This is a genomic window from Haloferax volcanii DS2 (assembly GCF_000025685.1).
Taxonomy (GTDB): domain Archaea; phylum Halobacteriota; class Halobacteria; order Halobacteriales; family Haloferacaceae; genus Haloferax; species Haloferax volcanii.
The window spans coordinates 1644952-1671871 of the sequence record NC_013967.1 but is presented as its reverse complement, the minus strand read 5'-3'; the positions used below and the strand labels follow the sequence as shown (position 1 = coordinate 1671871).

Here is a 26920-nt window from a genome sequence, read left to right as displayed (position 1 = left end):
CGCCGGTTCGATTCGACGCCCGAACCCGACAAGGTACTTCACTCCGGAGTCTAAGGGTACGATATGCGAACCACCGGTCTCCGCGCCGTTTTCGCCGCCGTACTCTTGGTTCTCGCCGGCTGTGCCGCCCCCACGGCTGCGCCCGGCGGCGACGCGTCGCCCGCGACCCCCGACCCGGACAGAGACGGCTTCGACGACCCCGACCAAGACGTGCTCGGCTGGGAGGTCGGCTACTGGTACGACGAGTCCATCGCGGTCGACCAGTCCGACGGGCTGAACGACTCCGAGATGGAGGCGTACGTCGCCCGCGGGATGGCCCGCGTCGAACAGCTCCGGCAGTTGGAGTTCGACGAGCGCGTCCCCGTCAGCGTCGTCTCCCGAGACGACTATCGGAGCGCCAACGCCGGCGGCTCTGCCGCTTCGGACTCCGAGTACAACCGCTGGAACGACCAGGTGTGGGAGGCGCTTTTCATCGCCGGTGAGTCGACCGCGAGCGCGAGCGCCATCTCCGAGACGACCGGGAGTTCGGTCCTCGGCTTCTACTCGCCGTCCGACGGCGAAATCAAAATCGTCACCGACTCCCCGGGCGAGCCGACCATCGACAACGCCACGCTCGTCCACGAACTGGTCCACGCCGCACAGGACCAGCGGTTCGACCTGACCGACGCCCGATTCCGAAGCGAGACGCAGGACGGCGACCTCGCCACCGACGGCATCGTCGAGGGCGACGCCAGCTACGTCGAACGACAGTACAGCGAGCGGTGCGCGGCCGGGACGTGGGACTGCGTCGCCACGCCCGACACGGAAAACAGCGGCGGCAGCCCGAACCTCGGCGTCCTGATTACCATCTTCCAGCCGTACTCCGACGGCCCGGTGTACGTCCACGACCTCTACGAGCGGGGCGGCTGGGAGGCCGTCAACGACGCCCTTCGCGACCCGCCGGCGTCCACCGAACAGACCATCCACGTCACCGACGAATCGCCCCGTCTCATCTCCTTCGTCGACGAGGGGACGAACGGCTGGACCACCTTCCCCGACCAGGGCGTCGAGGGCTCGGACACGGTCGGAGAGGCGTCGATGTTCGCGATGTTCTGGTATCAGGCCCGCACGTCCGGCGCGGAAACCGTCCGCGTCCAGTCCATCCTCGACACGAACTCGCAGTACGACACGTACAACTACGACGCCGAGCCGTCGAACGGCTGGGCGAACGACCGCCTGTTCCCCTACCGCAACGCGGCCGGCGCGGAGACCGACTACGGCTACGTCTGGGTGACTGAGTGGGACACCGACGACGACGCGCGGGAGTTCCACGACGCGTACCTGAACATCCTCAGCGCCCACGACGCCACCCAGCGGGACGACGGCGTCTACGTCATCGCGGACGGCTCGTTCAACGACGCCTTCCGGGTCGTCCGCACCGGCGACCGCGTCGTCGTCGTCAACGGCCCGGCACCCGCCGACGTGGACGAGATTCGGCCGGGACTCGCCGGCTGAGTCGGCCCCGCGTTTCACGCTGATTTTCCCGTTCCGTTTCGCGTTCCCGCCCGCTCGGTGACAAAGCACTTGCCGCGGGGCGACGCCAACCGGGATATGGCCCGCTTTCGAGCCCTCCCGCTGGCGGCGCTCGCCGCGCTCGCCGTCCTCTCCGGCTGTGTCGGCGTCCCGACTGCCGACGCGCCGGGTGAGTCGCCGTCGGTGACGACGGAAACGCCGACTTCGACGACGGCGGAACCCACACCGACCGACCCGGCGACACCCACGGAAACCGACGAGTGGTACGCCGACTGCAACGCCACGCTTTCGGTCGACCCCGCGGATGAGGTTCCGAGCGACGCGACCGTCTTCGACTACGCGAACCTCTCGACAGAGCGGCGCGCGGAGTTCGACGCGGCGGTTGGCGGGTCAAACTCCGCAGAGAGCGCCGACGCCGCGTCGTTCTCCGAGCGGACCGACGCCTACGAGTTCTGGGTGGAGCGCCCGTACGTCAGGTACGAAAACGAGACGTACAGCTCCGTCGTCGCAATCTGCTGACCCCGCGCCGGGACGCTTTTTCATCTCCCGCCCGTGAATTGGCTATGAACCGCCGCCTCGCCGCCGTTTTCTCCGCATTTCTGCTCGTCGTCGCCGGCTGTGCCGCCCCCGTCGCAGACCCGAGCGCCGCGAACGACAACTCGGACGCAGCGGTCGGGGGCGCGGACCCGGACGCCGACCGGTCGTGGCCCGACGACCCGCCGACCGACCGACTCGGCTGGGAGGCCGGCTACTGGTACGACGAGTCCATCGCGGTCGACCAGTCCGACGGGCTGAACGACTCCGAGATGGAGGCGTTCGTCGCCCGCACGATGGCTCGCGTCGAGGTCGTCCGCGAACTGGAGTTCGAGGAGTCCGTGCCGGTCGAGGTCGTCTCGCGCGCCGAGTACCGAAACGAGTCCGACGCGTCGACCGACCCGGTCCACAGCGACTGGAACGACCAGGTGTGGGAGGCGCTGTTGCTGGTCGGTGAGGACCGGACCATCGACGAGGTGTTCGACGAACTGTACGGCGGCGTGGTGCTCGGCTACTACTCCCCCTCCGAGGGCCGCATCGTCGTCGTGAGCGACGACAGCCAACCGACCATCGACCGTCGGACGCTCGCCCACGAACTGGTCCACGCCGCACAGGACCAGCAGTTCGGTCTGGACCGCTCGCCGTCGACGCAGGACGCCCAACTCGCCCACAGCGGGCTGGTCGAAGGCGACGCCCGCTACGTCGACGGCCTGTACGAAGCCCGCTGTGAGGCCGACTGGGACTGCGTCCCTCAGCCGTCGAACAGTGGGGCGGGCGGCGGGTCGGTCGACTACCCGGTGTTCATCACCATCTACACGCCGTACAGCGAGGGGCCGACGTTCGTCTCGGACCTGCGCGACCGCGGCGGCTGGGCGGCCGTTGACGCGGCCTACGCCGACCGCCCCACCTCGACCGAGCAGGTGCTCCACCCGACCCGTTACCCCGACGAGCGACCGGTCGAGGTGACGGTCGAAGACCGCTCGTCGGCGGCGTGGACGCGCTATGACACCGACCCCACCGCCGACACGGTCGGCGAGGCGTCCGTCTTCGCGACGTTCTGGAAGCACCGCGCCGTCGACCGGGCGAGCCTCCAGCAGGACCCCGGCGCGTACTCGCCGTACAACTACACCGCCGAACCCTCCGAGGGCTGGGCCGGCGACGCGGTGGTTCCCTACCGCCCGGCGTCCGACGAGACGTACGAGGCGAACCCCCACGAGCGCGGCTACGTCTGGCGGACGGTCTGGGACACCGAGGCGGACGCCGAGCAGTTCGAGCGGGCGTACGTGACCGACACGCTGGAGCGCAGCCTCAACGCGTCGGAGGCGGGAGAGGACACCTACCGCGTCGACGACGGCCCCTTCGCGGACGCCTATCGGGTGACGAGGGAGGGGAACACCGTCACCGTCGTCAACGCGCCGACCGTGGCGCAGGTGGACGAGGTTCACGAGCGAAGCTAGAAGAAAGCATTTGTGACCGGACCGACAGCCGCTCCGTATGTCCAGCCGGCTCGGTCGCTTCGCGCTCGTCGCCTCTTTGCTCGTCCTGTTCGTCGCGGCCTTCCTCTTCGTCACCGGGTCGCTCGTTCCGTGGTCGAACAGTTGCCCGCCGCAACTCGGCGTGGACCCGGCCGACGACGTTCCCGCCGACGCGGAGATAGTCGCTTACGAGTCGCTCACGCCCGCCGAACAGGCCGCCCTCGACGACGCGCTGGCCTCGGACTCGATGGTTTCGCTCGACGACCGGCCGTGGTCGCCGGGACCCAGTTACGTCCGCAAGAACGGGACGGTCTACGACGCGACAATCGCCGTCTGCTGACCCGTTGAAGACAATTCGTCTTCGACGCACGTGACCGATTATACAGCTTTTTCATCGGCCGGGTGGAATCCGCGCCAATGAGTGACTTCGATATCGTCGGTCCCGAGGCCATCCGCGACGGCGTCGCGACCGACGCCTACTTCGAGCGGACCGAGGCGACCCTCCGACACGCGGGCAAGAACCCCCGCGTCGTCGCCGAGGTGACGGCCGACCAGTTCCCGGACGGCGACTTCGAGCTGTTCGCCGGCGTGAAAGACGCCGCGGAACTCCTCGCCGGCCGCGATATCGACGTCGACGCCATGCCCGAGGGCACGCTGTTCGACGGGGGCCCCGTGATGCGAATCGAGGGCGACTATCTGGAGTTCGCCCGGCTCGAAACCTCGCTTCTCGGCTTCCTCTCGCACGCCTCGGGCTGTGCGACGGCCGCCCTCGAAGCCCGCTCGGCGGCCCCCGACTCGACCGTTCTCTCGTTCGGCGCGCGACACGTCCACCCCGCCATCGCCGCGATGGTCGAGCGGAGCGCCCTCGTCGCCGGTCTCGACGGCTTCTCGCACGTCGCCGCCGGCGAGATTCTCGGGAAGGAGGCGTCGGGGACGATGCCGCACGCGCTCCTCATCGCCTTCGGGCGCGGTAATCAGGCCGAGGCGTTCCGCGCGTTCGACGAGGCCGTCGACGAAGACGTGCCGCGGGTCGCCCTCTGTGACACCTACGGCGACGAGACCGAGGAGGTGCTCCAGGCGGTCGAAGCGCTCGGTGACGACCTCGACAGCGTCCGCCTCGACACCACCTCCTCGCGCCGCGGTGACTTCCGTCACATCGTCCGCGAGGTTCGCTGGGAACTCGACGCCCGCGGCCACGAGGACGTGGGCATCTTCGTGAGCGGCGGTCTCGGCCCGGCGGAACTTCGGCACCTCCGCGACGTGGTGGAGGGCTTCGGCGTCGGCGGCCACATCTCGAACGCCGACCCGGTGGACTTCGCGCTCGACATCGTCGAGGTAAACGGCGAACCCGCGGCCAAGCGGGGCAAGCTCTCGGGCGTCAAAGAGGTCTACCGCACGGCCGACGGCGGCCACCACGTCGGCCTCCGCGGGCGGCCCGGTCCGACCGACGGTGAGTCGCTCCTCGAACCGCTCATCCGCGACGGCGAGGTCGTCTCCGAGTTCGACTTCGACATCGACGCGGCCGCGACGCGGGCCAGCGAAGACGCCGAGTCGGTCGGATTCGGCGGGGTCAGCGAGGAGTAAGCACGCGTTCTCGTTTTGCGGCGGCGACGCTCGGGGCCGTCGATCGCCGGTCGTTGCCCTCCGAGAAGTCGAGTTGTCGTCGCGACGACTTACAGCGCTTCGACGCTCCCGCCGTCGTCGCGCTCGCGGAAGACCTGTCCTTCGAACAGGGTAATCATGGTGTCGTCGTCCTGCCACGCCAGCGGCGACAGACCGGCTTTGCGGCAGGCGTTCGTGAGGAACTCCTCTTTCGACCAGCCGAGTTCGACGGGCAGCGTCGGATACATCCAGCCGTGGGTGCCGCCGGCGTCGATGGCGATGCCGTGAGTGCCGAGTTCGATGTCTGCGACTGGGTCGTTAGTCAGCGTGTAGTTGTTGACGATACAGACAGAGATGTTCAGGTTCGGCAGTTCGGGTGCTTCGATTTCGGTCTGGCAGGAGTCGCCCGACGCGGCCTTGATGGCGGCGTCGACGATGGCGTGACCGAGTTGGTCTTTCCCCCGATACGCGCCCGCACAGCCCCGCAGTCGACCGCGCCCCCGTGTCGACTTGATGCGGACGAACGCCCCGGTTCGAGCGTAAAACGCGTCGCGCATGCTGCCCGGTTGTTCTCTCTGCCCGTGAAGAACGTACGATTCGACCGATTCCCGCGCTAGTTCGACCGCCCGCGCCCCATCATCGTAGGTGAGGTGTACGGTCTGCGCCTCGGACATATTACCATTCAAGTTCTGTGGTGACTTCAACGCTTCCCTCGGATGTTATCCCGTTGTTATGTAGTTTCGTTGCAACATAACGTGCGGCTAAACCCCGGTAGGACCCCGTTAATCGAACCGCTTATCCGACCGACCTGACTAGGGTAGGTCGGCAGAGAGAGCCCAGTTCCCGTGCCCGAGACGGGCATGAGGAAAGTCCCCCCACCGTCCGAACGGGTGACCGGGCGCAAGCCCGGAGTCGGAGACGGCTGGCGCTGGAACAGAAACGAGACCGCTCGACCCGACCGATGATGCGCGCGCGACGGCTCCGCCGTCGCCGGCGCGGCCGTCACGGCCGCGTGCGAACCGACCCGTAAGGGAAGGGAGCTAACCCGCAGAGGGATGAGGTGGCGTCGCCATCTCCGACGGTCGAGAACGGATGGAACGGCGAATCCTCACCGGTGCAAGTCCGCGCCGCGAAGGTAGTTCGGACGGCGCGTCGGGTTCGCCCGTCGCGCCCTCGGGGGCTCGCCCCGAGAAGGACGCGGACGCTGAGCCGAATGCTGGGACGAACAGAAGGGGGCTTACTCCTCTCAGCCGCTTTCGAACCGCCGAGCGACCGCTTTGTCGGTCGAGCCGTTTTCGCGCCGTCGGGAAACGCTCTTGACCGTTCGCCGCCGCAGTCTCGGTATGCGCGGCTCGACTCTCCTCGTGGCGGTGCTCGTCGTCCTCGCCGGCTGTGCCGCGCCGGTGTCGCCGGGAACCGACGGGACGACAGCGACGACTGCCACGTCTGCGGCTTCGCCGCCGACCACCGACTCGGCAACCGAGTCGCCCGCGGCGACCGCGACCCCGACGACTTCGCCTCCGTCGACGACCGCGACCGTGACCCCGACTGCCGCGCCTACCGAGTCACCGACGCCCGAACCCACAACGACGTTCACGCCCGCGCCCGGCTACGGGCCGTGGGGGTCCGAGCCGGTCGTCGTCTCCGTCGCAGCGCCCGACGACGGCCGCGACTACGCCGCCCTCGTGAGCGAGGCGACGGCGTTCTGGGAGGGGAACGACTCGCGCTACCTGGAGTACGAAATCGACTACGAGGTCGACGCCGACGCCCGCGACCCGGACCTCGTGGTCCGCTTTACCGACGACATCCCGGTGTGCAGCGGGCTGGACGACGCGGCCGGCTGCGCGCCCTACCTCACCGACGGGTGGCAGATAGACCGCCCCGAGACCGTCTACGTCCGCACCGGATACGGCGACGACTCGACGGTCGATATCGTCGCACACGAACTCGGTCACACGCTCGGACTCGCCCACGGCGACGAACCCGCGGACCTGATGAACGCCACGGGCATCCTCTACACGCTCCCGCGGACGAACGCGACCGAGAAGGCGTTCCCGTGGGACGACCCGAACTTCACGGTCCACATCGACGACACGAACGCCTCGGACCCCGACGCGGCCCGCGAGCAGGTTCGCCACGCGCTCGACTACTTCGAAGGCGGCGCGCCGGGGATGCCCGACAACCTCACCTACACCTACGTCGACGACCCCGCGGACGCCGAGGTGCGCATCTCCTTTGCGGACAGTTCGCCGTGCGCCGCGGGCGCGGCCTCCTGCGCCATCGCCGGCGGCTACGACCCGGACGGCGACGGCGCGTTAGAGACCTACGGCAGCTACCGGGTCGTCCTCGTCGACCTCGACACCGAGGCCGTCGGCTGGCACGTCGGCTACTGGACCGCCCACTACCTCGGCGCGGAGGCCGACGACGACAAGCCCGAACCGTTCCGGAACGCGACGTACGGCGAGCGCCGGAGCGAGTGGTGGGCGTAGCGCCGGCGTCGCGTCGTCAGCCGAGCGCTCTGCGCCGCAGACGGGGGTTTTCACCCGGACGAATCGGCCGAGTCCTTCTTTGGCATGGCCCCCGTAGAGAGAGTCGTGACCCCCACCGACAGGCACGGCGACACCCATCCCGCGTTCGACGAGGAGTCGTTCCGCGACGCCCTCGCCGAGTTCGGCGGTACCGACGCCGAGCGCCGGGTCGTCGCGCGGCAGGCCCGCGACCTCGCGGACTCGGGGCAGGCCGAGGCCGACCGCGGCGCGCCGCTCACGGGCGACGAAATCGTGCGGAACATGCGCGACGCGCCCGATGGCGACCCCGCGACGCGCTGGAACTGGTGGCTCGGCGCGCTCGAAGCCGCCTACGGCGGCTACCGCGAGTTCCAAGTCCGCCGCATCCCGAAAGCCTGAACGTCGCCGCTCGCTCGCGTTGCGGCCCTGTCGGTCGTCGTTTTCGCTGCTGTCCAGCGGTGCGCCGCGGCCACCCCCCGCTCGGCCGCCGTCTCCCGCAGTTATCTGTCGCCCCTCCGAGGACGGATTCCGTCGAACGGCCCCCGTTCCCGACCGTTCAAAACCAAAGCAGATTACACGCTTGTTACAGAAAAGGTGTGTAACGCGTACGACCAACCCTACCGGTGATGCCTACTCTACAATGACTGACAACTACGACGTGATTATCGCGGGCGCGGGCCCCGCAGGTGGACAGGCGGCACGAGACCTCGCCGCCCGAGGCTACGACGTGTGCGTCCTCGAAACCGAGTCCGAAGACGAGTTCCCCTCCAGAAGCAACAAATCGACCGCCGGGACGTTCCCGTCGACGATGGCCTCGTTCAACATCCCCGACGAGGTCGTGATGAACTTCACCGACGACGTCGTCCTGGAGTCCCCGAACGACCATTACCACCGCCACCAGCCCGGTGCAGTCCTCGAGTTTGCCGACTTCAAAAACTGGCTCGTCGACGAGGCGGAGGCCGACGGCGCGGAGTACCGCTTCGACGCGCGCGTCTCCAAGCCCATCATGGAGGGCGGCGAAATCGTCGGCGTCCGATACAACGGCGACGAGGAGGTGTACGCCGACATCGTCATCGACGCCACGGGACCGAGCGCGCCGCTCGCCAAGGCGCTCGACCTGTGCGACCTCCGCCGCGAGAAGCAGGCCATCGGCATCGAGTACGAGTTCGAGGGCATGGACCTCGCGCCCGACGGCTACGGCGACCTCACCGACGCGATGATGCTCCGCCTCGACCACGACATCGCGCCCGGCGGCTACTCGTGGATATTCCACACCGGCGGCGACACCGCGAAGGTCGGCGTCTGCTACATTCAAAACGAGGGTCACCGCCACAACGCCAAGTCGGGCTACACCATCGACGACTACCTCCAGTACTGGACCGAGTCCGACCCGCGCTTCGCGGACGCAGAGCGCATCGCGGGCAAGCAGCACCGCGGCTCCGCCCACATCCAGCTTCCGGGTCGCATGAGCACGGACAACTTCATGGCCATCGGCGACACGGTCCCGACGGTCGACCCGCTGTGGGGCGAGGGCATCGACAAATGCATGCGCTCGGGCAGGGTCGCGGCCGCGACCGCCGACCGCGCGCTCACCAACTCCGAGCGCGACACCTCGGCGTCCGAACTCGCCATCTACGACCAGCTGTGGCACGACCGCGTCGCGCCGAAGGTGAAAAACCGCCTGTTCATGACGGAGATGCTCTACCGCGCCTCCAACGAGCGCTACGACAAACTGCTCGAAGACCTCCACCGCCTCCCCGACGAGCAGTTAGACGCCGCGAACGGCGGCAGCCCGCTCGCCATGTTCCGGATGCTCAAATTCGAAGACCTCTCCATCCTCGCGTCCACCGCGAAAGACTGGTTCTCGAACTGAGCCGCCGGGCGACACGCGCGTCTCTCCGTCCCCGGTGTCCCCGCTCGTCTCTCACCGCTCGTCTCTCACCGCTCGTCTCTCACCGCCCGGTTTCGTCTTCGCTCACTCGCCGCCTTCGCCGCCGTCACCGAGCATCGCCAGTGCGTCGGCCAGCGCCGCCCGCGCCGACGCGACGTGTTCGTCCGCCGCCTCGTCTTCGGTTCCGTCGACGTTCGACAGCAGGTGTTCGACGTGGCCGAGGCGCGTCCGAACCACCTCCTCGTCCGGGAGCGAGCCAACCGCGAGGTCGCCCGCGACGGCCTCCGCCTCGCCGAGCCACCGGCTCGCGTCCTCGCGGACGGGGCGGGTCGCTGTCGCGGCGAGCCGGTCGTGGAGCGCCGTCACCAGTCGGTCGAGGTCGTCGCGGTCGGATTCGGCGTCGGTATCGGCGTCGGCGTCGGCACTGGCGTCGGGGTCAGGGTCAGGGTCGGAGCCGGTCACGACTCGGGAGACGGCGGCCGGCGTGAAAAGCGTCGAGCCCGCGAGCCCGCCGAGTCCCTCTGGCCTCGCGGGACCGACGAGCAAAAGCCCCTCCGGTCGGTACTGCCGCCAATGAAACTCCAGTTCCTCGGCGGGGCCGAGGAGGTCGGGCGCAGCGCGATTCTCGTCAACGACTCGCTGTTGCTCGACTACGGGATGCTGACCGGGAACCCCCCGCAGTTCCCCGTCGGCTCCGTCGAGCCCGACGCCGTCGTCGTCTCGCACGGCCACCTCGACCACGTCGGGACGGTCCCCTCGCTCCTCTCGGGCGACGACTGGCCGGCGGTCCATTGGACGCCGCCGACCGACGAACTCGCTCGGACCCTCGCGCGCGACACGCTCAAACTCCACGGCGGCAGCTACAACTGTCCGTTCACCGAGACGCACGTCCGGCGGATGACCCAGCAGTCGGCACACCACGACTACGGCGAGTCGTTCGAGGCCGCCGGCCACGAGGTCACGTTCTACAACGCGGGCCACATCCCCGGCAGCGCCCACGTCCTCGTCGACGACGGCGAGACCCGCCTGCTGTACACCGCCGACTTCCACACCGACGACCAGCGGTTGGTCTCGGGGACGACCGCCCGCCCGGACGCCGACGTGGTCATCTGCGAGTCCACCTACTCCGACGTGGAGCACGAGGACCGCGCGACCGTCGAAGAGCGGTTCGTGGAGTCGGTGCGGACGACCGTCTGGGAGGGCGGCACCGTCGTCGTCCCCGCGTTCGCCATCGGCCGGACGCAGGAGCTTCTCATGGTGCTCGACGCCCACGACATCGACTGCTACGTCGACGGCATGGGGGTCCGCGTGCTGGAGATGCTCGGAAATCACCCCGACTACGTCCGCGACGCGGCGGCGCTCAAGCGGGCGAAGTCGAACGCCAGAGTCGTCTCGGGCCGAGACGGCCAGCGAAAGCGCATCGCCCGGGAGAACTCGGTCATCGTGACGACGAGCGGGATGCTCTCTGGCGGGCCGGCGATGACGTACATCCCCGAGATTCGGGACGACCCGACGAACAAAATCTGTCTCACCGGCTATCAGGTCGAGGGGACGCCGGGCAGGGAACTGGTCGAACGCGGCCGGTGCGAACTCAACGGCGGCGTCGTCCCGGTGGCCGCCCGCGCCGAGATGTACGACTTCTCGGCCCACGCCGACCGCCACGGGCTTCTGTCGTTCCTCGACGACTACCGCGACGCGCCGGTGTTCGTCAACCACGGCGACCGCTGTGCGGCGTTCGCCGGGGAGCTCAGCGCCGACGGCTACGAGGCCGCGGCTCCCGAAATCGGGGCGACGGTCGAAGTCTGAGACGCGCCGGCGGCGACCCGTAGCGGGTCGAACCGACCGCTCCCCCGACCTATTCGGCGTGCTCGTCGTCGTCCGGAACCGCTATCGACCGGCTCGCAGCGACGCACGCGGACACGCGGAGTCGGGTCCGCTGCGACCGGAACCGACCGATAAACGAACGGAACTTCCCGTCGGGTGCATCCGAAGCCATGGTTTTAGGTTGGCCTAAATAACCATAGTCGTTGCGGTGAGTGCGCACTGCCTTCAGCGGGTCGGCCGCGCGCCGACTTCCCGCGACCGCCTCCCGGGGGACCCCTCCGTTTCGCCTGCAACGTCCGGAGTGTCTCGATTTCCGACGCGTCAGTCGCGGTCGAGTCGTTCGCGGCGGCGGTCGAACTCCTCGTCGTCGATGTCGCCGCGGGCGTAGGCCCGGCGGAGTTCGTCGAGCGCGCCGTCGCTCCCGTCGTCCCCGTCGCGCAGGGCGCGGAACAGGAGGACGCCGCCGTTCGCGAGCGTCTCGCCGACGAGTTTCCCGACTCGGTCGGTGACGTGACGACCGATGTCAGCGTCTCGACCGCCGACAGCCTCGACGCGGTCCACGCGGAACTCGAACGCGCTCGTATCGACTGTGCCGTCGTCTCGGCCGAGGTCACCGACGCGGAGGGGGCTCTCGCTCGCCTCGAAACTCCGCGCCGACGGCGTCCCGCGCGTCTCGGTAGCGGGGTCGACCGCTGCCGACCGCGACCTCGACACGCTCGGCCGCGAGGTCTACGACGCCGCCCACAGCGCCGTCGGCTCGCTCGACTACCGCGCGCTCTTCGAGGCCGTCAACGTCGGCCTCGCGGTTCGCAACCTCGAAACGCTCGAACTCGTCGACATCAATCAGCACTATCTGGACATCCTCGGCATCGACCGCCAGTCGGTCATCGATACGAGTCCCCTCTACGTGACCGCGGATATCGCCGGCTACGACGCCGAGCGCGCTCTCCGCGAGGTCGAGGCCGCCCGCGAGGAGGGCGGAGCCGCCTTCACGTAGCCCATCGAGGGCGCGTCGGGCGGCACCGTCTGGATTCGCGTCAGCCTCACCGTCGCCGAGATTTCGGGACGGGATCGACTCATCTCGACGGTCGAGGACGTGACCGAAGAGCGCCGACGCGAGCGCGACCTTGCGGCGTTCAAGGAGGCGGTCGACGCCGTCGACGCCGGGGTCACCATCACGGAGCACGACCGACACGTGTACGTCAACCAGACCGCGGCCGACATCTGCGGCTACTCGGACCCCGAGTCGATGCTCGGGACGGGCTGGGGCCACCTCCACGACGAGCCGGAACTCGAACGCCTCAGAGAGACGATTCCCCCCCGCGCTCGAAGCCGACGGCGAGTGGCAAGGCGAGGTGGCGATTCGCCGGCACGACGGCGAACTCGTTCCGGTTCGGTTCTCCATCACGTCCCTCGAAGGCGACCGCAACGTCGTCGTCTTCCAGAGCCTCTCCGAGCAGAAAGCGCGCGAGGACGAACTCGAACGGAGCCGCGACTTCCTCGAACGGACCCAGCGCATCTCGAAAGTCGGCGGCTGGGAACTCGACCTCGTGACCGACACGCTGGCGTGGACCGACCAGACGAAGCGCATCCACAAGGTGCCGCTCGACTACGAGCCGACGGTCGACGACGCCATCGAGTTCTACGTCACCGACGACCGGGACCGAATCCGCGAGCTGTTGGACCGCTGTCGGTCCGAGGGCGTTCCCTGGGAAGAAGAGTTCCGACTGGTGACCGCCGAGGGGTCGGAGCTGTGGGTCCGCACCCACGGCGAGCCGGTCATCCGAAACGGACGCGTGGCGGCGCTCAGGGGGACGATACAGGACGTGACCGCCCGTCGAACCCGCGAGCGCGAACTCGAACGGACGAACGCCGAGCTGGAGGCGCTCAACCGCATCGTCCGCCACGACATCCGCAACGACATGGCCGTCGTCGTCGGCTGGGCGGAGCTACTCAGAGAACACGTCGACGAGGAGGGCGCGGACATCCTCTCGCGCATCCTCTCGACGGGCCGCCACACCACCGAGATAACCGAGGTCGCCCGCGACCTCATGGAGACGATGAGCGGCGGCGGCGTCGAGACCCGCCCGATGTCGCTCGCCAGCGCCGTCGACCGCGAACGTGGCGTTGGGAAACGCCTCGCGGCGGACCGCGAGCTCGCGGTCGACGGCGAGATACCGGACGTGGCGGTGCGCGCGAACCCGCTCATCGCGTCGGTGCTCGGGAACCTCCTCAACAACGCCGTCCAGCACAACGCCGTCCAGCACAACGCCGTCCAGCACAACGCCGTCCAGCACAACGCCGACGACACCGTCGTCACCGTCTCGGCGGCCGTGGACGACGACGCCGGCATGGCGGTCATCCGCATCGCTGACGACGGCTCGGGCATCCCCGACGCGCGGAAGTCGGTGGTCTTCGGAAAGGGGAAAAGGGACTCGAAAGCACCGGGACCGGCCTCGGACTCTACCTCGTCCACCAACTGGTCGACTCGTTCGGCGGCGAGGTCCACTTCGAGGACAACGAACCCACGGGTACGGTCGTCGTCGTCTCGCTCCCGCTCGCGTCGGTGGACTGAGCCGACCGCCCGGTCTCAGACCGTGTCGGTCGGCTCGTGGGACTCGGCCATCTCGGTCGCGGCGGCCGCGTACGACTCCCTCGTCTCCTCGTCGGCAACGCGACCCAGTTCGTCTTCGGGCACGTCGACGGCGGCGTAGGTGTCGCGCACGTCGGACTCGAAACTCGTCAGCGAGCGCTCCTTCCGGTGGTAGCGCGTCCCGTCGGGGGTCGCGTACACGAGGATGATGATGTTCTGTTCGTCGTCCGAGTAGGTCCGTTCGACCAGCCACGTCCGCACGTCGTTCGACATGGTCGGTAGTACGTGGCCTCCCGTGATACTCCCTCGGCCGACTCTCAGTCCTCGATACCCAACTCGTCGAGGAGCGTCTCCAGCGTGTAGCTCTGGAGCGCCCGGTGGCTGTCGCGCATCGAGGAGATGACGAACGTCGAGTTCGTTCGCTCGACTTCCGGCGTCGCCTCGAAGTCGCTGATGAGGCGCTCCACGCGGTCGGAGTCCGCGAGATGGGCGACGACGATGAAGTCCGTCTCCCCCATCGTGAAGTAGAGTTGCGTGACGCCCTCTATCTCCAGCAGCTTGTTCCCGACTTCCTCGTACGACCCGCTGTAATCCGCCAGCACTTCCACGACCACGGTGACGCCGAGTCCGAACGCCTCTAGGTCGATGTCGTAGAGGTCGTTCTCGATGACGCCGTCGTCTTTCAGGTTGTTCAGGCGGTAGTGGATGGTCGACACAGGGATGTCTGTCGCTTCGTGTAGCTTCTCGGGACTGCCCGTCCCGAGGTCCGCGATGGCCTTCAACAGGCGCACGTCGCGTTCGTCCATACCCTCTCGTTGCGGTCGGTGACGTAAGTCCTTGTTCTGTCCGCCGTTTTCGCCACCTCTCTCGCGCTCTCGAATCTTCACGAATTATAGATCGATTGGTGCAGCAAAATATAGAATATCTATTCTAATCTCCAACTCAAATCAAATCTCTTGTAGAAGGATTTAACAGGGTGCGTCTCTGAGAGCTGAAACAGATTCGACTATGACGCGAACCACTTGGAGAAACGTTCCGACGACGCCCCTGCTTTTCGTCGCGCTCGCGGCGATGTGGGGCACCTCGTTCGTCGCCATCGAGGTCGGCCTGGAGTTCTTCCCGACGCTCTCTTTCGCCGCGCTCCGCTACGAACTCGCGGGGCTCGTGATGCTGGCGTACGCCTGCTACTCGACCGACCGCTGGCGGCCGAAGACGAGGGACGAACTGCTCGCGACCGCCATCGGCGCGGTGTTCATCATCGCCGCCTACCACGGCCTGCTCTACCTCGGACAGGAACACGTCCCCGGCGCGGTGGCCTCTATCATCATTAGCCTCTCGCCTATCCTGACTGCGGTCTTCGCCTCCGTTATCCTCACCAGGGGGTCGCTGGGGAAGACCGGGACGGTCGGGCTGCTCGCCGGCTTCGCCGGTGCCGTGCTCGTGGCCGACCCAGTCTCGGCGTTCTCGGGGTCGTCCGGGTCGGCGCAGGGACTCAGCATCGTCCTCATCTTCCTCGCCGCGGTGTCGTTCGCGCTCGGCGCGGTCCTCACCCGCCCGCTCCGGAGTGACCTCCCGGTCCAGTCGATGCAGGCGTGGTCGATGCTCGGCGGCGGCGTCCTGCTTCACGGCTGGGCACTCGTCCGCGGCGAGTCGCTTTCCACTATCGAGCTCGCCCCCGTCGGCATCGCGTCGTTCCTCTACCTGACGCTCGTCTCCGGCGCGGTGGCGTTCCTCCTCTACTTCGAGCTTCTGGACCGCCTCGGCCCGACCGAACTCAACCTCATCGGCTACGTCGAGCCCGTGGTCGCGGCGCTCATGAGTTGGGTGCTCCTCGGCCACGTCATCGACACGACGGCGCTCGTCGGCTTCGGAGCCATCTTCTTCGGCTTCGCGGCGATGAAAAAGGAGACGCTGGTGTCCGTCGCCGTCGCGGTCCGGCGGCGGGTCGCGGCCTAAAGTCGGTCCGCCTTTCGAGTTCTGTGCTGTTCTCTTCTTCTCCTATTCGGCTTCCGCGGGGACGCTCCCCCGGAGGCCGACGAACCGAGCCACGCTCTCGCGCTGCACGAGGAGGAACCCCGAGAGGATGACCCCGAAGCCGAGGACGGTCGCCGGCGAGACGGCCTCACCGAGGAACGCCCAGCCGGTGACGGTGGCGACGACCGGCATCGCGTAGGCGACGAGGTTGCCGCGGACCGGGCCGGCCTCCGAGAGGAGCGCGAAGTAGACCGGGTAGGCCGCGGCGGTCGCGGGCATACCGACGTAGAGAATCGCGGCGACGAGCTCCGGCGACCAGGCGACCTGCGCGACCGACTCGCCGAGACCGAGGCTGGCGGCGTGGATGCCGACGGCGGCGGCCGCCATCGCCCACGCGGTCTGCGGGAGCGTCCCGATGGACGGCCCGACGCGCTTGAGGAGCACGGTCCCGAAGGCGACCGACAGCGCCGAACAGACGATGAGCGCCTGTCCGACGCTCCCGCCGCCGAGGACGCTCTCGGGGCCGACGATGACGACGACGCCGACGAGTCCGAGCAGGATGCCGGCGGCGTCGACAGCCGAGATGCGCGCGTCGTCGAGGAGTAACACGGCGAACACCGGGGAGGCGACGGGCATGATGCTGTACATCACGGCCGCCGCGCCGGTCGTCGCGTGCTGTTGGCCGAGGAAGAGAAACACGTTGTTCGCCCCGAGGACGAACGCGGCGCTGGCGAGGATGCCGAGCGCGTCGGCGCGGGTCCGCGGGAGCCAGTAGCCGCCGCGGACGGCGACGAGCGTCAGGAGAACGACGGCGGCGACGTCGACGCGGAAGGCGGCGAACAGCACCGGCGGGACCGACCCGATGGCGGCTTTGATGCCGACGAAGGAGGTTCCGAACAGCACCGCGGCCGCGACGAAGAGGACGAGGGTCCGGTGACGGCTCACGCCACCACCCCCCGCGCTGTGGCCGGCGTTCGATTCGCCGGGTGGGCGCGGGAGGTGGAGTGCGGTCGACGCTCGGTGCGTGGACGGCGTAGAGGCGTCGTCTGTATCACAACACGTTCTGCGACTCCCGAAGTCATATGTCTAACGATTGGGCTCGTTGCAGTACGAATCGTCAGTTCGAGTCATAGTTTACCACGATTCGTTGACTAAACTGGGACAAATGTTGCCACGGGTGGTGTTGTCACTCTCGGCGGGTTTGAGTCGGCGGTCGCGTCGCTCCGAGCCGTCGAACTGTCGTCGAAAATCGGGGGACGGCGGTCAGTCCTGCTGTTCGGCTTCGACGCGGTCGGCGTGTTCTTCGAGGTCGGCCGCGATTTTTCGGGCCTCCTCGGGCGACAGCGTCAGTTTGTCCGCGTGCGGCGCGAGCGCGTCGAGCTGCGTCCAGTCGAGTTCGAGTTCGAGGGTAATCTCGTCGGGGCGCTTCCGCGGCGAGGTGACGTTGCACACGGCGAACGCCGACTCCTCGAAGTCGTGGCCCGTCGCCGACGCGTCGACGAGGTCCAGCGTCGTGTAGGCGTTGACCTTCAGGATTCGGTCTGGCATCTGTGAGTACTGTTCGGTGTCGTCGTAAATAGATAGCGCGGCGGCGTCGTCACCGAGGCGACCCGCTCAGTCGTCGCTCGCGATGGGCGTGCCGTCGGCGCGGGTCGGCGCGGGACTCGCGTCGAGGCCGTCGTCGTCGGCGTAGGGGTACCACGTGCGCTTCGTGTTGTGCATCATCGGGTCCTCGTAGCTGGTCTCTTCGGGTTCGACTAGTTCGGCCAGCTCCTCTTCGTCCGTCCGGGCGACGAACTCGCGGAACGTCTCGTCGCCCTCGCGGCGCTCCTCGAAGTTCGCGAGCAGGTTCTTGATGGCACCCGGCACTTCGTCGACGGGGACGCGCTGGGTGACCCACTCGGCGAAGTTCGGGTTCTCGCCGAGGCCGCCGCCGAGGCCGATGTCGAGCGCCTCGACCGGTTCGCCGTCCTTGCGGGTCTTCATGCCGCGGAGGCTGATGTCCGCAATCTGCGGCTGGGCGCAGGAGGCCGTACAGCCCGAGAGGTGGATGTGGAAGTCCTCGACGCCCGCGGGGAGGTCGACGTTCTCCTTGAGCCAGCGGGCGTAGCGGACCTGCCGGTTCTTCGTCTCCACGATGGAGAGCGAACAGAACTCGGTGCCCGTACAGGCGATGGAGCCGCGCATGAACGGGTGCGGGTCGGGCGAGTAGTGGTCGAGAAGGTCCTCGTTTTGCAGCGCGTCGAGCTTTTCTTCGGGTACGTCGGTGATGATGACGTTCTGGCGCTGCGTGATGCGAATCTCGCCGGAGCCGTACTCGTCGGCGACGCGGGCGAGTTCCTTCGTGTCGTCGACGCCCATGCGGCCGACGAGCACGTCGAGTCCGACGTAGTAGTTGCCGTCGGCCTGCTCGTGGATGCCGACGTGGTCGGAGTGGCCGCCGTCGGCGTAGCCGGAGTTGTAGGAGTACTCCGAGCGCAGGTCCTCGCCGGCGGTCTCCAGCTCGAAGTCGACGTACTCCTCCTGGAGGACGTTGCGGAACTTCTCCGCGCCCCACTCGTCCATCAGGAACTTGATGCGGGCGTTGTAGCGGTTGTCGCGGTCGCCGTTGTCGCGGAACAGCGCGGAGATGGCTCCCGACACCTCGGGGGCCTGCTCGGGCGTCACGAACACGTCGATGTCGCGGGCGAGCCGCGGTTCGTTCCGCGAGAGGCCGCCGCCGATGCGGATGTTGAAGCCCTTCGTCTCCTCGCCGTCGATTTCCTTGGTCGCGGGTTCGAGCGCGAGGTCGTTGATGTCGCCCTGACCGCAGCCCTCGCGGCAGCCGGTGACGGAGACCTTCCACTTGCGCGGGAGGTTCGAGTGGTCGTCGTTGCCCTTGAACGTCTCGTTGAGCTCCATCGCGACGGGGAGCGCGTCGACGTGCTCGTGTTTGTCCTTGCCGGCGACGGGACAGCCGACGATGTTCCGCCACGAGTCACCGCAGGCCTGCTGGGTCGACAGCCCGACCGATTCGAGCTTATCGAAGATTTCCGGGATGTCCTCCAGCTTAATCCAGTGGAGCTGAATCGACTGGCGGGTCGTCCAGTCGACGTAGCCGTTGCCGAAGATGGGGTTCTCGGCGGGGCCGCGGGCGTACTCGTCGGCGACCTCCGCGACGACTTCGGTCTGGCCGGGCGTCAGCACGCCGTTCGGCGTTCCGATGCGCATCATGAAGTACGACTCTTGGCCGTTGCGCTGGTGGTACAGTCCCCACCATTTGAAGCGCTCGAACCAGGCGTCTCGCTCGTCTTCCGGGATGGAGTCCCAGCCCTGCTCAGCGAACTCCAGCAGGTGCTCTCGTATCTCGTTACCGTAGACCTCCGACTTCCAGCGTTCGACGTCCGTGGGCATTCGTATGAATGTCCATATACGTGCCCACGTAAGGCCCCGAGCGTACCGTCAACCCTTCCCGGTGCTGCCCAAAAGCGGATAATATTGCTTATTCGTCGTCGTCGCCGCGTCGAACCGGGAGGACGACCCGCTCGCGGTCGATATCGACGAATTCGCCCTCGCGGAGCCTGCCGACCGGGACCCAACCGGGAACGCCCGTCTGGCCGCAGGCAATGCACTGGCCGTACACTTTCGCGGAGACGGTTCTACCATCCGCGCCGACGTCGAGGACGTTCTCGACGACGAAGTCGGGAAGCTCGCACCCACAGAATGACGGGTCGTCGAGCCGCCAGAGCTCGCTCACGCTCACTTCTCTGGCGTCGTTCACGGAGACCCACGCCCCGTCGTCGAGGACGCGCAGGGAGACGCTCATACCTCACCCTCGTCGCTCCGGCTACCTATGCGGGACGACGCCCGCAATCCCCGCGGGGGAGCGCGACGGCCGTTTCGGCGGTCGTTCGGTCGGAGTCCTGCGATTGTCCCCGAAACCGGCCGTCAGAGGTAGGGGCAACCCGTTCCGGTAGCCGGGAGTGGGGGTACACATTACAGGTGCGGATTCCCTTATGCGGGTTCGACCGGTACGTGGTGGTGATGAGTGACCACCGCACCGCCGTCCGACAACACGCCTCCGCCGACGTCGCCCCAGAGCTGTTCGAACAGTCCCAGGAGGGAGACGCATGACCGGCGAGGCAGAACTCGAATCCGAACTCGACCGCGACCCCGATGCCGAGGCGGACCCGTCCGCCGAGGCGGAAGACGAAGACCTCGCGGCCCACCTCAAGGACCTCGAAGACGGCGCGGGCTGCACCGAAATCTGGTCACACCTCTCTGAGTCCCGCGAGGAGTAACGCTCCGCCGTCTGTCTTCGCTCGCGGGCCGCCCGCGGCGCGAATCTCGCCTCTCGGGGAGACGTTTTTAAGCCCGAACGCGTTACCGATTCGTAGATGACGAACGACGAACGCCGACGAACGACCGAGGTTCCGGCCGACCGGCGCGAACCGGTCGGTGAACCCGTCGTCCGCGGCGACCCCGCCGTCACGGGCGACCGCGCCCGCGAGGCCGTCGGCTTCGACCCCACCGACCCCGACAGCCTCGCCGAGGCCGCCAGAACGGTTCGCTCGTTCTCCGAGTCCACCGCCGGCGACGACGACCACGTGTTCATGCTCCGCGGGGCGGCCGCCTGCGCCGCGCTCGTCCGCGGCGTCGGCTCGTACAAGCGCGCCGCCGAGCGCGCCGGCGGCGACGTGTCCGTCTCCTTCATCCGCAAGTGGGCCCGCGTCCACGACCTCCCGCAGTCGGTCCGCCGGCACGTCGCCCGCGGCCGCATCGCGCCCACGGCCGCAAAGCACATCGCCCGCGTCTCCGGCGACGCCCGACTCCACCTCGCGTGGGCGACGCTCGACGCCGGCCTGACCGTCCGCGAGGTCCGCCGGCTCGCCAGCGAGGTCAACGACGGCACGCCGGCCGTGGACGCCCTCGCCGACCACGGCGTCGACACCGGCCGGCTCGACGTGACGCTGCCGGCCGACGTGTACCTCGAACTCCGCCGCCGCGCCTCGCTCGAAGACACGCCGCCCGGCGACGTCGTCGCCGACGCGCTCGACGACTACCTCGACTGAAGGAACCGCGTCGCCGTCTCCCGAATCACCTCGCGCGCCACCTCGACTTCGTCCCACTCGACGGTCTCGTCCGGAAAGTGCGCCTGGTCGATATCGCCCGGCCCGAACAGCACCGTCGGGATACCCGCCTCGACGTAGTGCCGGGAGTCCGCGCCGTAGGTCGCGCCGACCGGGTCGTCGTCGCGGCCGTCGGCCCGGAGCGCCGCCCGCAGCGACTCCACGACCGGTTCGTCGGCGTCGATTTCGGCCGGCTCGAACTGCACCGAAAAGCGCTCGAACACCGGCGGGTGCGCCGAGAGCCACTCGTCGTCGGCGACGACGCGCGCCAGCCGTTCTTCGAACGCCGATTCGACCGCTGCGACCGTCTCCCCCGGCGCGACGCCGAGTCGCCACTCCGCGGTGAGCGTCCCCGCGACGCTCGACGCCCACGACCCGGCCTCGACGCGGCCGACGCAGACGGGCCACGGAATCGGGTAGTCGAAAAGCGGATGAGTGACCGCGTCGGTCCGCTCCGATTCGAGGTCGAAGAACGCTCTGCGAATCGCCTCGAACTTCTCGATGACGTCCACTCCGCGCCACCGCGAGGCCGCGTGTGCCGTCCGCCCGGTCAACCGGAACCGCTTCATCACCGAGCCCTCGGTGGCGACGACCGGCTTCAGCCGCGTCGGTTCGGCGACGAGCGCGGCGTCTCGCTCGAACGGGTAGGGGGTGTCGAGCGCGGCCGCCGCGGCCCCGATGCCGCCTTCCTCCTCGTCGACGACGCTCTCGACGACCACCCTCCCGTCGAGGTCGAGGCGGCCCGCCTCGACGGCGTCTCGGAGGTCGAGCGCGGCGAAGACGCACGCCGCGAGTCCCGCTTTCATGTCGGCCGCGCCGCGGGCGCTGACGGTGCCCGCGTCGTCGTCCCAGTCGGGTACAAACGGGTCGTGGGTCCACAGTTCCCTGTCGGCGGGCACCACGTCGACGTGGCCGTTGAGGACGAGCGTCCGGCCCGCGTCGGGGTCGCCGAACTCGACCACGCCGGCGACGCTCGGGCGGTTCGCCGCGTCGATGTCGTCGGGGTCGTCGGGAAACGACGGGTGTTCGGCCAGGCGCGCCGGGTCGGCGGTCCACTCGTGGGTGTCGAAGCCGAAGTCGTGTAGCCGGTTTTTGACCCACTGCTGAGCCGGGGCCTCGGCCCGGGCGACGCTCTCGAACCGGAGCAGCGTGTCCACGAAGTCGCGCAGGTCCATATTCAGTACATCACAAAGCCTGTTAGTTGAGACGTCTGCTTGCTGAAGATGTGTCCAAGCAACCACAGCAAGCAGACGATGAAATCCACGAGGACCAGCTCCTTAACTTCCTCGTCAACTCTCTTGACGAGGAAGTTGCTCTCTCACTCGCTGAAAACGCTGAACTCGATGCTGAAGACATCTACGAGGTCCTCGTCGGCGCCTGCGCCGACGGGACCTCGGTCTCAACGCTCTGTGAGAGAAGCAAAGATGCACCACACGAAAATTCGGTTCTCTACCATCTCCGCACCAAATTTGACCTTGAGACGCTCGAACAGGTTGGAAACACGCTCCTCCAGAAGGACATTCTCAACGTCCTTCCCCAGCAGGTGGAGGTCTGCGCAGACCTCCACCTGCGGCCCTACTACGGCGACGAAGACGATACAGACGGCCTGTATCACTCACAAGCGAAGCGTGGAACCACCGCGTTCCACGCGTACGCGACACTGTACGCACGCGTGAAGAACAAACGCTACACGCTGGCGGTGCGCCGTCTCGAAGACGGCGACACCGCCAGCAGTGTCCTCGCAGAGTTCCTCGGTATTCTCGACGGCCTTGACCTCGGTGTCAAGGCCGTCTATCTTGACCGCGAATTCTACGACAGCAAGTGTTTGACGCTGCTTCAGGCGCACAACCACGCCTACGTCATGCCGATCGTCCGCTGGGGACGGGCGATCAAGCGAGAACTCTCGGAAGGGTGGAGTCGCGTGATTCAGCACAGTCTGACAGCGAAACTCGACGGTCACAGCTGGACCGTCGAGTTTCCCGTCTACATCGACTGTACCTACCAGAACGGACGGTACGACGAACATGGCGTGGCGCGTCACGGCTACGCCGCTGACGCGCCGTTCATCGACTCACCACGAGACGCTCGATACCACTACGCGAAACGCTTCGGTATCGAGGCGAGCTACCGACTCTCCGAGCAAACGATTGCGACGACCTCGACACAAAATCCGGTTGTACGGCTGCTGTACGTCGTGGTGAGCTTGCTGTTACAGAACGTGTGGCGGTATCTGCACTGGGAGTACGTGGCGACGCCCCGCCGAGGCGGGCGTCGCCTCTGGCAGTGGCCATTCAAGGAGTTCATCAACATGATCCGACGGGCAGCGTGGACGGCCCTCGCGACGCGTCGGGCCGTCCCCGCGAACCGGCCACCGGACGACCGGTTCCACCGGTAACTCCCGACCGGGCTAGCCAACGGTGGGAGTGGCGACGCTGTCGCGTCGGCGGCAGCCGCCGCCGACAGCGACGGCTCTCCGCCGATCCGTCCATGATTCTGTCGTCGAAACCGCCAGTCCAACCGCTCGGTCACAGAACTCATGCTTCAGAAACAGCTAGCCGAGGACGCTTTGTGAAGTACTGATACTGGAAGTGAACCGCCCCGAGTTCGGGATGGTCGCCGTCACGATGCCACCCACAGTTGAACCCCGTATTCGGGTCAGCGTAATGTATCCGAAATTGTGGCTCGTCTCCGACGAACCGCCACTCGACGTCGAGCGTCGGCGGTTCTGGCCCAGTCGCCGGCACGACGCGATTGGGGTCAAGCTCTGCTTGGATGAACTTCTTGACGATGCTGTCCGGTTCGTAGGACACAGACGTGACCGCAGGGTGCCTCTGCAAAACGTCCTTCAGCCCTTCGTAGACCGAACTGTCGATAGTTCCTGATAACTCCATTTGGTCACGCGGAGATAGAGTCTCGTTTGGTCGCCCAGTCGTACTCGTTGAGTGCCGCTCGAACGACCGGGACACGGTCGGCGAGGTGCTCCCACTCGCTGGCAACCTCTCGCCGCGTCTCGACTTCGTCGGCGTCGTTGAGGTCGGCGATACTCGCTCGGAGTTCACCAGGCGTCTCGACATCGTACGACTGCTTCCAGTCCGTAATCTTGCTCCGCATCGAGTCGAGGGCACTGGTCAACTCCTCACGGCTGTGTTCTCGCTGGAGTGCCGCGACCTCGCGGTAGGTCGCCATGAGTTGGTCAACGCAGTAGAGCGTCTGGTCGCCCTGCTCGATTTTTCGGAGGACGTTGTCCTCGACGAGTTGGTCGAGGTACTTCTGTGCCGTCTTGACGGAGACTTCTGTCTCGTTCGCGACCCACGACGCAGTTCGAGGCGTTCGGAGCGTCCGAGCAGCGGCACGGATTCGCTCACCTCGGGTCATCGAAGCACGAGGGTCGTTCCGGGTTTTGTCGGGCATGCTTGACTCTACGAGGTGGTGAAACATATATCCACTAGGTTGGAAATATGTGTAGAGACAAAGAACAACGTTCGTCTGGCGAACGAAATGAGTCCAAAAATCCAGTCTGCTGACCACGTTGAAAATACACCGTACAAGCCCTCATACACCTGAAATCTAGACTCCGTTCGTCCCTCACACGAAAGCCCCTCGGGTCCGTTCGGCCTTCGGCCTCACTCCCCCGACGACTTCCCACTCGCTCGCGCTCGTGGGAATCCCGTCGGGTCCGTTTTGTGCCGTTTCGTGTGAACGAGAGGGTTCACCGTGTACCGAACCACCCAACTTCGGTCGGATGCTCACTGCACGCTACCCCCGCCGATAGCCATCAAACGACAGGTTCCGTCGACCACACGAGAACGTGTTGAAAATTAAATAACTGGCTGTCGAAATTCTACAAAACACCACAATATATCGGTTTTGGAGACAAAATCTCCCGGGGGCAGAATCAACGTTGATAAACGAGCGGCAATTCATTTCACCCCGAAGTCGAAGGGGAGGGGTATGGGAACGCCGACAGCGGACACGCAGAACCGTCGACGCGGTGTGGGGCGGTGGCGACAGCGGCTCCGAGACGCAGTGAGATACGTCCCGCAGGGGGACTCGATTCCGAGCGAGTCGTGGCAGGCGCGTCACCGAAACATCCTCGTCTTCCTCGTGGCGCACGCGCCGCTTTTGTACTTTCTCGGGAACTTCACCGGGTCGGAGCCGTACGTCACGGGTGCGACGCTCACCGCCGCGCCCGCCGAACACGTCTTGCTCGGCGTCGGAGCGGTCGTGGGGTTGGCACTGTTCGCGTGGCTCCCGTGGCTCCCGCGCCGGATACGGAGCGGCTTCGCATCAATCGGGTTGCTGACGTGTTCGGCTCTGCTCGTCTACTTCTCGGGCGGCTACATCGAGGCGCACTTCCACTTTTTCGTCATCGTGGCCGTCCTCGCGGTCTATGAGGACTGGCTCCCGTTCGTCGTCGGCATCCTGTACGTCGCCATCCAGCACGGCGTCTTCGGCATGGACCACCCGGAAGCGGTGTACAACCACCCCGACGCCATCGCGAACCCGATGGGCTGGGGGCTCGTCCACGCGGTGTTCATCCTCATGCTCGCGTCGGCGTTAGTCACGAACTGGTTCTCTGTCGAGCGCTCCCGCGAGGAGACCAGACAGAAGATGCAGAGCCTCGAAGACAGCGAGGAGGCGAAAGCCGAAGTCGAGCGCCTGAACGAGCAGTTGATGGTGCAGGCCGACGAACTCGCCGCGGCCATGGACGCCGTCTCGGAGGGGGATTTCACCGCGAACCCGCCCGAAGGGTCGGATATCGAGGCCATCGAAGCCATCAGCGACGCGTTCACGGCGATGAAGCGCGACCTCTCGTCGACTATCGTCGATCTCCGAGCGTTCGCGGCGACCGTCGAGCGAACGACGCAGTCGGTCCACGACGACGCCGAAACGCTCGAACGGACGCAACGACAGCTCGCGGCCGACGTGGGGGCGTTCGCCACGGACGTGCGCGAGCAGGCTCACGACCTCGAATCCACGACGGACGAACTGAGCAGTCTGTCGGCGACAATCGAGGAAATCGCTGCGAACGCCGACCAAGTCTCCGGCGAGGCGAGCGACGCGGCGGAGGCCGCCGAGGCGGGGACGGGGACTGCGACGACGGCCATCGAGGCCATCGAGAACGTCGAACAGAGCGTCGACGAACTCGCGTCGCTGGTCGAGTCGCTCGACGACCGGATGGACGACGTCTCGAAGAGCACCGACCTCATCGAGTCGATCGCCGAACAGACGAACACGCTCGCGCTCAACGCCAACATCGAGGCCGCCCGCGCCTCGGACGGAAGCGAGGGGTTCGCGGTCGTCGCAAACGAGGTGAAGTCCCTCGCCGACGAGACGCAGAACCACTCGGCGGCCATCGAGCGGACGATAACCGAGACAATCGAAGACGTGGCGCGCGTACAGACGGAGATGAAACGGACGAAGGCGCAGCTCGAAACGGGACGGTCGACGACGACCGACGCCGCAGAAGCGTTCGCGGCGGTCTCGGACATCGTCGAAAGCGTCGATATGTCGGTCGACGAGGTCGCCACGGCGACCGACGACGGCGCGCGCACGACCGAGGAAGTGGTCGACGCGATTATCGGCATCGCCGACCACTCGCGGGATATCGCAGAACAGAGCGACGCGCTGGCGAGCCAAGCCGAGTCCAGAGCGGCGACGATTTCGGGGGTTCGGGAACAACTCGACGACCTCAGAGGCCAGACCGGCAGCCTGCAAGCACGGCTCGAAACGTTCGACTGCGAGGTTCCGGCCGACGACTGACTTGCCGGCAGTCGCTCGGGGAGCGAGTGAGAGCGAAAAAAGCGAGCGGAAAAGTCAGCCGTCAGCCGGCGTCGGTGACCGCGACCGCAGACGCCGCCGCGGAAACCGACTTCGCGCGCCGCAACCGCGACCGAACG

The 26920-nt window shown here is 67.1% G+C and carries 26 protein-coding genes, 1 other RNA gene and 2 pseudogenes; 16 read left to right on the top strand and 13 right to left on the bottom strand.

Going from position 1 to position 26920, the window contains the following annotated elements; genetic code table 11:
* Window positions 1-63 precede the first annotated feature (63 nt).
* The 5 genes from HVO_RS13380 (at window position 64) to HVO_RS13360 (ending at window position 5105) form a co-directional block, all read left to right on the top strand.
* Window positions 64-1494, top strand: coding sequence for an Hvo_1808 family surface protein (locus HVO_RS13380; protein WP_004041691.1), 1431 nt, complete (start codon window positions 64-66; stop codon window positions 1492-1494).
* 96 nt (window positions 1495-1590) lie between these two features.
* A complete protein-coding gene (locus HVO_RS13375) occupies window positions 1591-2031 on the top strand; it encodes a hypothetical protein (RefSeq protein ID WP_004041690.1) in 441 nt (146 codons plus the stop codon).
* 44 nt (window positions 2032-2075) lie between these two features.
* Window positions 2076-3503, top strand: a complete 1428-nt coding sequence (locus HVO_RS13370; protein ID WP_004041689.1) for an Hvo_1808 family surface protein — start codon at window positions 2076-2078, stop codon at window positions 3501-3503.
* A 37-nt stretch (window positions 3504-3540) separates the two neighbouring features.
* Window positions 3541-3861: a hypothetical protein gene (locus HVO_RS13365; RefSeq protein ID WP_004041688.1), complete on the top strand. Its 321-nt coding sequence runs from the start codon at window positions 3541-3543 to the stop codon at window positions 3859-3861.
* Between the two features lie 77 nt (window positions 3862-3938).
* Entirely contained in the window at window positions 3939-5105 is a 1167-nt protein-coding gene (locus HVO_RS13360; protein ID WP_004041687.1) for a nicotinate phosphoribosyltransferase, read from the top strand.
* 89 nt (window positions 5106-5194) lie between these two features.
* Here the strand turns inward: HVO_RS13360 and HVO_RS13355 are convergent, their stop codons facing one another.
* Window positions 5195-5797 carry a TIGR00296 family protein gene (locus tag HVO_RS13355; RefSeq protein WP_004041686.1) on the bottom strand — a complete coding sequence of 201 codons (603 nt, stop codon included), beginning with the start codon at window positions 5795-5797 and terminating at the stop codon, window positions 5195-5197.
* 150 nt (window positions 5798-5947) lie between these two features.
* On the opposite strand from HVO_RS13355, the gene rnpB reads away from it, so the two are divergent.
* From rnpB to HVO_RS13340, 4 genes are all read left to right on the top strand, one after another.
* Window positions 5948-6375, top strand: an RNA gene (gene rnpB, locus HVO_RS19290) — RNase P RNA component.
* Window positions 6376-6466: 91 nt separating this feature from the next.
* Window positions 6467-7612 carry a zinc-dependent metalloprotease family protein gene (locus tag HVO_RS13350; RefSeq protein WP_004041685.1) on the top strand — a complete coding sequence of 382 codons (1146 nt, stop codon included), beginning with the start codon at window positions 6467-6469 and terminating at the stop codon, window positions 7610-7612.
* Window positions 7613-7696: 84 nt separating this feature from the next.
* Window positions 7697-8029, top strand: a complete 333-nt coding sequence (locus HVO_RS13345; RefSeq protein WP_004041684.1) for a hypothetical protein — start codon at window positions 7697-7699, stop codon at window positions 8027-8029.
* Window positions 8030-8270: 241 nt separating this feature from the next.
* On the top strand, window positions 8271-9503 hold the full coding sequence (locus tag HVO_RS13340; protein ID WP_004041683.1) for a digeranylgeranylglycerophospholipid reductase: 1233 nt from the start codon (window positions 8271-8273) through the stop codon (window positions 9501-9503).
* A gap of 102 nt (window positions 9504-9605) precedes the next feature.
* Here the strand turns inward: HVO_RS13340 and HVO_RS20185 are convergent, their stop codons facing one another.
* Window positions 9606-9983, bottom strand: coding sequence for a hypothetical protein (locus HVO_RS20185; RefSeq protein ID WP_013035241.1), 378 nt, complete (start codon window positions 9981-9983; stop codon window positions 9606-9608).
* A 111-nt stretch (window positions 9984-10094) separates the two neighbouring features.
* Here HVO_RS20185 and HVO_RS13330 point away from each other — a divergent pair, with 111 nt between their 5' ends.
* Complete coding sequence (locus HVO_RS13330) at window positions 10095-11327, top strand: MBL fold metallo-hydrolase (RefSeq protein WP_004041681.1); 1233 nt, start codon at window positions 10095-10097, stop codon at window positions 11325-11327.
* A gap of 49 nt (window positions 11328-11376) precedes the next feature.
* Here HVO_RS13330 and HVO_RS20980 read toward each other — a convergent pair whose 3' ends face one another.
* On the bottom strand, window positions 11377-11517 hold the full coding sequence (locus HVO_RS20980; protein WP_013035284.1) for a hypothetical protein: 141 nt from the start codon (window positions 11515-11517) through the stop codon (window positions 11377-11379).
* A 149-nt stretch (window positions 11518-11666) separates the two neighbouring features.
* Window positions 11667-11813 (bottom strand): annotated as a pseudogene (locus HVO_RS21480) (SHOCT domain-containing protein); the annotation flags it as partial.
* Here HVO_RS21480 and HVO_RS21640 point away from each other — a divergent pair.
* Window positions 11799-13920 (top strand): annotated as a pseudogene (locus tag HVO_RS21640) (PAS domain S-box protein); the annotation flags it as partial. The pseudogenes HVO_RS21480 and HVO_RS21640 overlap by 15 nt on opposite strands.
* 15 nt (window positions 13921-13935) lie before the next feature.
* Here HVO_RS21640 and HVO_RS20175 read toward each other — a convergent pair.
* Together HVO_RS20175 and HVO_RS13310 are read right to left on the bottom strand one after the other, a co-directional pair.
* Window positions 13936-14211: a hypothetical protein gene (locus tag HVO_RS20175; protein WP_004063049.1), complete on the bottom strand. Its 276-nt coding sequence runs from the start codon at window positions 14209-14211 to the stop codon at window positions 13936-13938.
* A 44-nt stretch (window positions 14212-14255) separates the two neighbouring features.
* Window positions 14256-14744 (bottom strand): Lrp/AsnC family transcriptional regulator, encoded by a 489-nt coding sequence (locus HVO_RS13310; RefSeq protein WP_004041677.1) that lies wholly within the window; start codon window positions 14742-14744, stop codon window positions 14256-14258.
* Window positions 14745-14946: 202 nt separating this feature from the next.
* Between HVO_RS13310 and HVO_RS13305 the strand changes: the two genes are divergently transcribed.
* A complete protein-coding gene (locus HVO_RS13305) occupies window positions 14947-15894 on the top strand; it encodes a DMT family transporter (RefSeq protein ID WP_004041676.1) in 948 nt (315 codons plus the stop codon).
* Window positions 15895-15936: 42 nt separating this feature from the next.
* Here HVO_RS13305 and HVO_RS13300 read toward each other — a convergent pair whose 3' ends face one another.
* The 4 genes from HVO_RS13300 to HVO_RS13285 form a co-directional block, all read right to left on the bottom strand.
* Complete coding sequence (locus HVO_RS13300; protein ID WP_013035554.1) at window positions 15937-16857, bottom strand: DMT family transporter; 921 nt, start codon at window positions 16855-16857, stop codon at window positions 15937-15939.
* A 318-nt stretch (window positions 16858-17175) separates the two neighbouring features.
* Window positions 17176-17460, bottom strand: a complete 285-nt coding sequence (locus HVO_RS13295; protein WP_004041669.1) for a DUF6360 family protein — start codon at window positions 17458-17460, stop codon at window positions 17176-17178.
* A gap of 66 nt (window positions 17461-17526) precedes the next feature.
* Window positions 17527-19305: a nitrite/sulfite reductase gene (locus tag HVO_RS13290; RefSeq protein ID WP_004041668.1), complete on the bottom strand. Its 1779-nt coding sequence runs from the start codon at window positions 19303-19305 to the stop codon at window positions 17527-17529.
* Window positions 19306-19393: 88 nt separating this feature from the next.
* On the bottom strand, window positions 19394-19717 hold the full coding sequence (locus HVO_RS13285) for a hypothetical protein (protein WP_004041667.1): 324 nt from the start codon (window positions 19715-19717) through the stop codon (window positions 19394-19396).
* 304 nt (window positions 19718-20021) lie between these two features.
* Here HVO_RS13285 and HVO_RS20975 point away from each other — a divergent pair, with 304 nt between their 5' ends.
* Together HVO_RS20975 and HVO_RS13280 are read left to right on the top strand one after the other, a co-directional pair.
* Window positions 20022-20192: a hypothetical protein gene (locus HVO_RS20975; protein ID WP_004041665.1), complete on the top strand. Its 171-nt coding sequence runs from the start codon at window positions 20022-20024 to the stop codon at window positions 20190-20192.
* Window positions 20193-20288: 96 nt separating this feature from the next.
* Window positions 20289-20963 carry a DUF7119 family protein gene (locus tag HVO_RS13280; RefSeq protein WP_004041664.1) on the top strand — a complete coding sequence of 225 codons (675 nt, stop codon included), beginning with the start codon at window positions 20289-20291 and terminating at the stop codon, window positions 20961-20963.
* On the opposite strand, the gene HVO_RS13275 is transcribed toward HVO_RS13280, so the two are convergent.
* On the bottom strand, window positions 20951-22195 hold the full coding sequence (locus tag HVO_RS13275; protein ID WP_004041663.1) for a M20/M25/M40 family metallo-hydrolase: 1245 nt from the start codon (window positions 22193-22195) through the stop codon (window positions 20951-20953). The genes HVO_RS13280 and HVO_RS13275 overlap by 13 nt on opposite strands.
* Before the next feature lie 50 nt (window positions 22196-22245).
* Between HVO_RS13275 and HVO_RS13270 the strand changes: the two genes are divergently transcribed.
* The gene (locus HVO_RS13270) at window positions 22246-23415 is read left to right on the top strand and encodes an ISH3 family transposase (protein WP_013035466.1); all 1170 of its coding nucleotides are present in this window, start codon (window positions 22246-22248) and stop codon (window positions 23413-23415) included.
* A gap of 139 nt (window positions 23416-23554) precedes the next feature.
* Here HVO_RS13270 and HVO_RS13265 read toward each other — a convergent pair whose 3' ends face one another.
* Together HVO_RS13265 and HVO_RS20970 are read right to left on the bottom strand one after the other, a co-directional pair.
* Entirely contained in the window at window positions 23555-23830 is a 276-nt protein-coding gene (locus HVO_RS13265; RefSeq protein WP_236995460.1) for a hypothetical protein, read from the bottom strand.
* 85 nt (window positions 23831-23915) lie between these two features.
* Window positions 23916-24431 (bottom strand): DUF7342 family protein, encoded by a 516-nt coding sequence (locus HVO_RS20970; protein WP_013035538.1) that lies wholly within the window; start codon window positions 24429-24431, stop codon window positions 23916-23918.
* A gap of 615 nt (window positions 24432-25046) precedes the next feature.
* Here HVO_RS20970 and HVO_RS13255 point away from each other — a divergent pair.
* Window positions 25047-26783 (top strand): methyl-accepting chemotaxis protein, encoded by a 1737-nt coding sequence (locus HVO_RS13255; protein ID WP_004041660.1) that lies wholly within the window; start codon window positions 25047-25049, stop codon window positions 26781-26783.
* Window positions 26784-26920 lie beyond the last annotated feature (137 nt).

What these genes read in the sequence shown, in the direction of transcription:
- HVO_RS13380 (WP_004041691.1), top strand. Translation starts at nt 64, where the DNA reads ATGCGAACCACCGGTCTCCGCGCCGTTTTCGCCGCCGTACTCTTGGTT.
- HVO_RS13375 (WP_004041690.1), top strand. Translation starts at nt 1,591, where the DNA reads ATGGCCCGCTTTCGAGCCCTCCCGCTGGCGGCGCTCGCCGCGCTCGCC.
- HVO_RS13370 (WP_004041689.1), top strand. Translation starts at nt 2,076, where the DNA reads ATGAACCGCCGCCTCGCCGCCGTTTTCTCCGCATTTCTGCTCGTCGTC.
- HVO_RS13365 (WP_004041688.1), top strand. Translation starts at nt 3,541, where the DNA reads ATGTCCAGCCGGCTCGGTCGCTTCGCGCTCGTCGCCTCTTTGCTCGTC.
- HVO_RS13360 (WP_004041687.1), top strand. Translation starts at nt 3,939, where the DNA reads ATGAGTGACTTCGATATCGTCGGTCCCGAGGCCATCCGCGACGGCGTC.
- HVO_RS13355 (WP_004041686.1), bottom strand. Translation starts at nt 5,797, where the DNA reads ATGTCCGAGGCGCAGACCGTACACCTCACCTACGATGATGGGGCGCGG.
- HVO_RS13350 (WP_004041685.1), top strand. Translation starts at nt 6,467, where the DNA reads ATGCGCGGCTCGACTCTCCTCGTGGCGGTGCTCGTCGTCCTCGCCGGC.
- HVO_RS13345 (WP_004041684.1), top strand. Translation starts at nt 7,697, where the DNA reads ATGGCCCCCGTAGAGAGAGTCGTGACCCCCACCGACAGGCACGGCGAC.
- HVO_RS13340 (WP_004041683.1), top strand. Translation starts at nt 8,271, where the DNA reads ATGACTGACAACTACGACGTGATTATCGCGGGCGCGGGCCCCGCAGGT.
- HVO_RS13330 (WP_004041681.1), top strand. Translation starts at nt 10,095, where the DNA reads ATGAAACTCCAGTTCCTCGGCGGGGCCGAGGAGGTCGGGCGCAGCGCG.
- HVO_RS20980 (WP_013035284.1), bottom strand. Translation starts at nt 11,517, where the DNA reads ATGGCTTCGGATGCACCCGACGGGAAGTTCCGTTCGTTTATCGGTCGG.
- HVO_RS20175 (WP_004063049.1), bottom strand. Translation starts at nt 14,211, where the DNA reads ATGTCGAACGACGTGCGGACGTGGCTGGTCGAACGGACCTACTCGGAC.
- HVO_RS13310 (WP_004041677.1), bottom strand. Translation starts at nt 14,744, where the DNA reads ATGGACGAACGCGACGTGCGCCTGTTGAAGGCCATCGCGGACCTCGGG.
- HVO_RS13305 (WP_004041676.1), top strand. Translation starts at nt 14,947, where the DNA reads ATGACGCGAACCACTTGGAGAAACGTTCCGACGACGCCCCTGCTTTTC.
- HVO_RS13295 (WP_004041669.1), bottom strand. Translation starts at nt 17,460, where the DNA reads ATGCCAGACCGAATCCTGAAGGTCAACGCCTACACGACGCTGGACCTC.
- HVO_RS13290 (WP_004041668.1), bottom strand. Translation starts at nt 19,305, where the DNA reads ATGCCCACGGACGTCGAACGCTGGAAGTCGGAGGTCTACGGTAACGAG.
- HVO_RS13285 (WP_004041667.1), bottom strand. Translation starts at nt 19,717, where the DNA reads ATGAGCGTCTCCCTGCGCGTCCTCGACGACGGGGCGTGGGTCTCCGTG.
- HVO_RS20975 (WP_004041665.1), top strand. Translation starts at nt 20,022, where the DNA reads ATGACCGGCGAGGCAGAACTCGAATCCGAACTCGACCGCGACCCCGAT.
- HVO_RS13280 (WP_004041664.1), top strand. Translation starts at nt 20,289, where the DNA reads ATGACGAACGACGAACGCCGACGAACGACCGAGGTTCCGGCCGACCGG.
- HVO_RS13275 (WP_004041663.1), bottom strand. Translation starts at nt 22,195, where the DNA reads ATGGACCTGCGCGACTTCGTGGACACGCTGCTCCGGTTCGAGAGCGTC.
- HVO_RS20970 (WP_013035538.1), bottom strand. Translation starts at nt 24,431, where the DNA reads ATGCCCGACAAAACCCGGAACGACCCTCGTGCTTCGATGACCCGAGGT.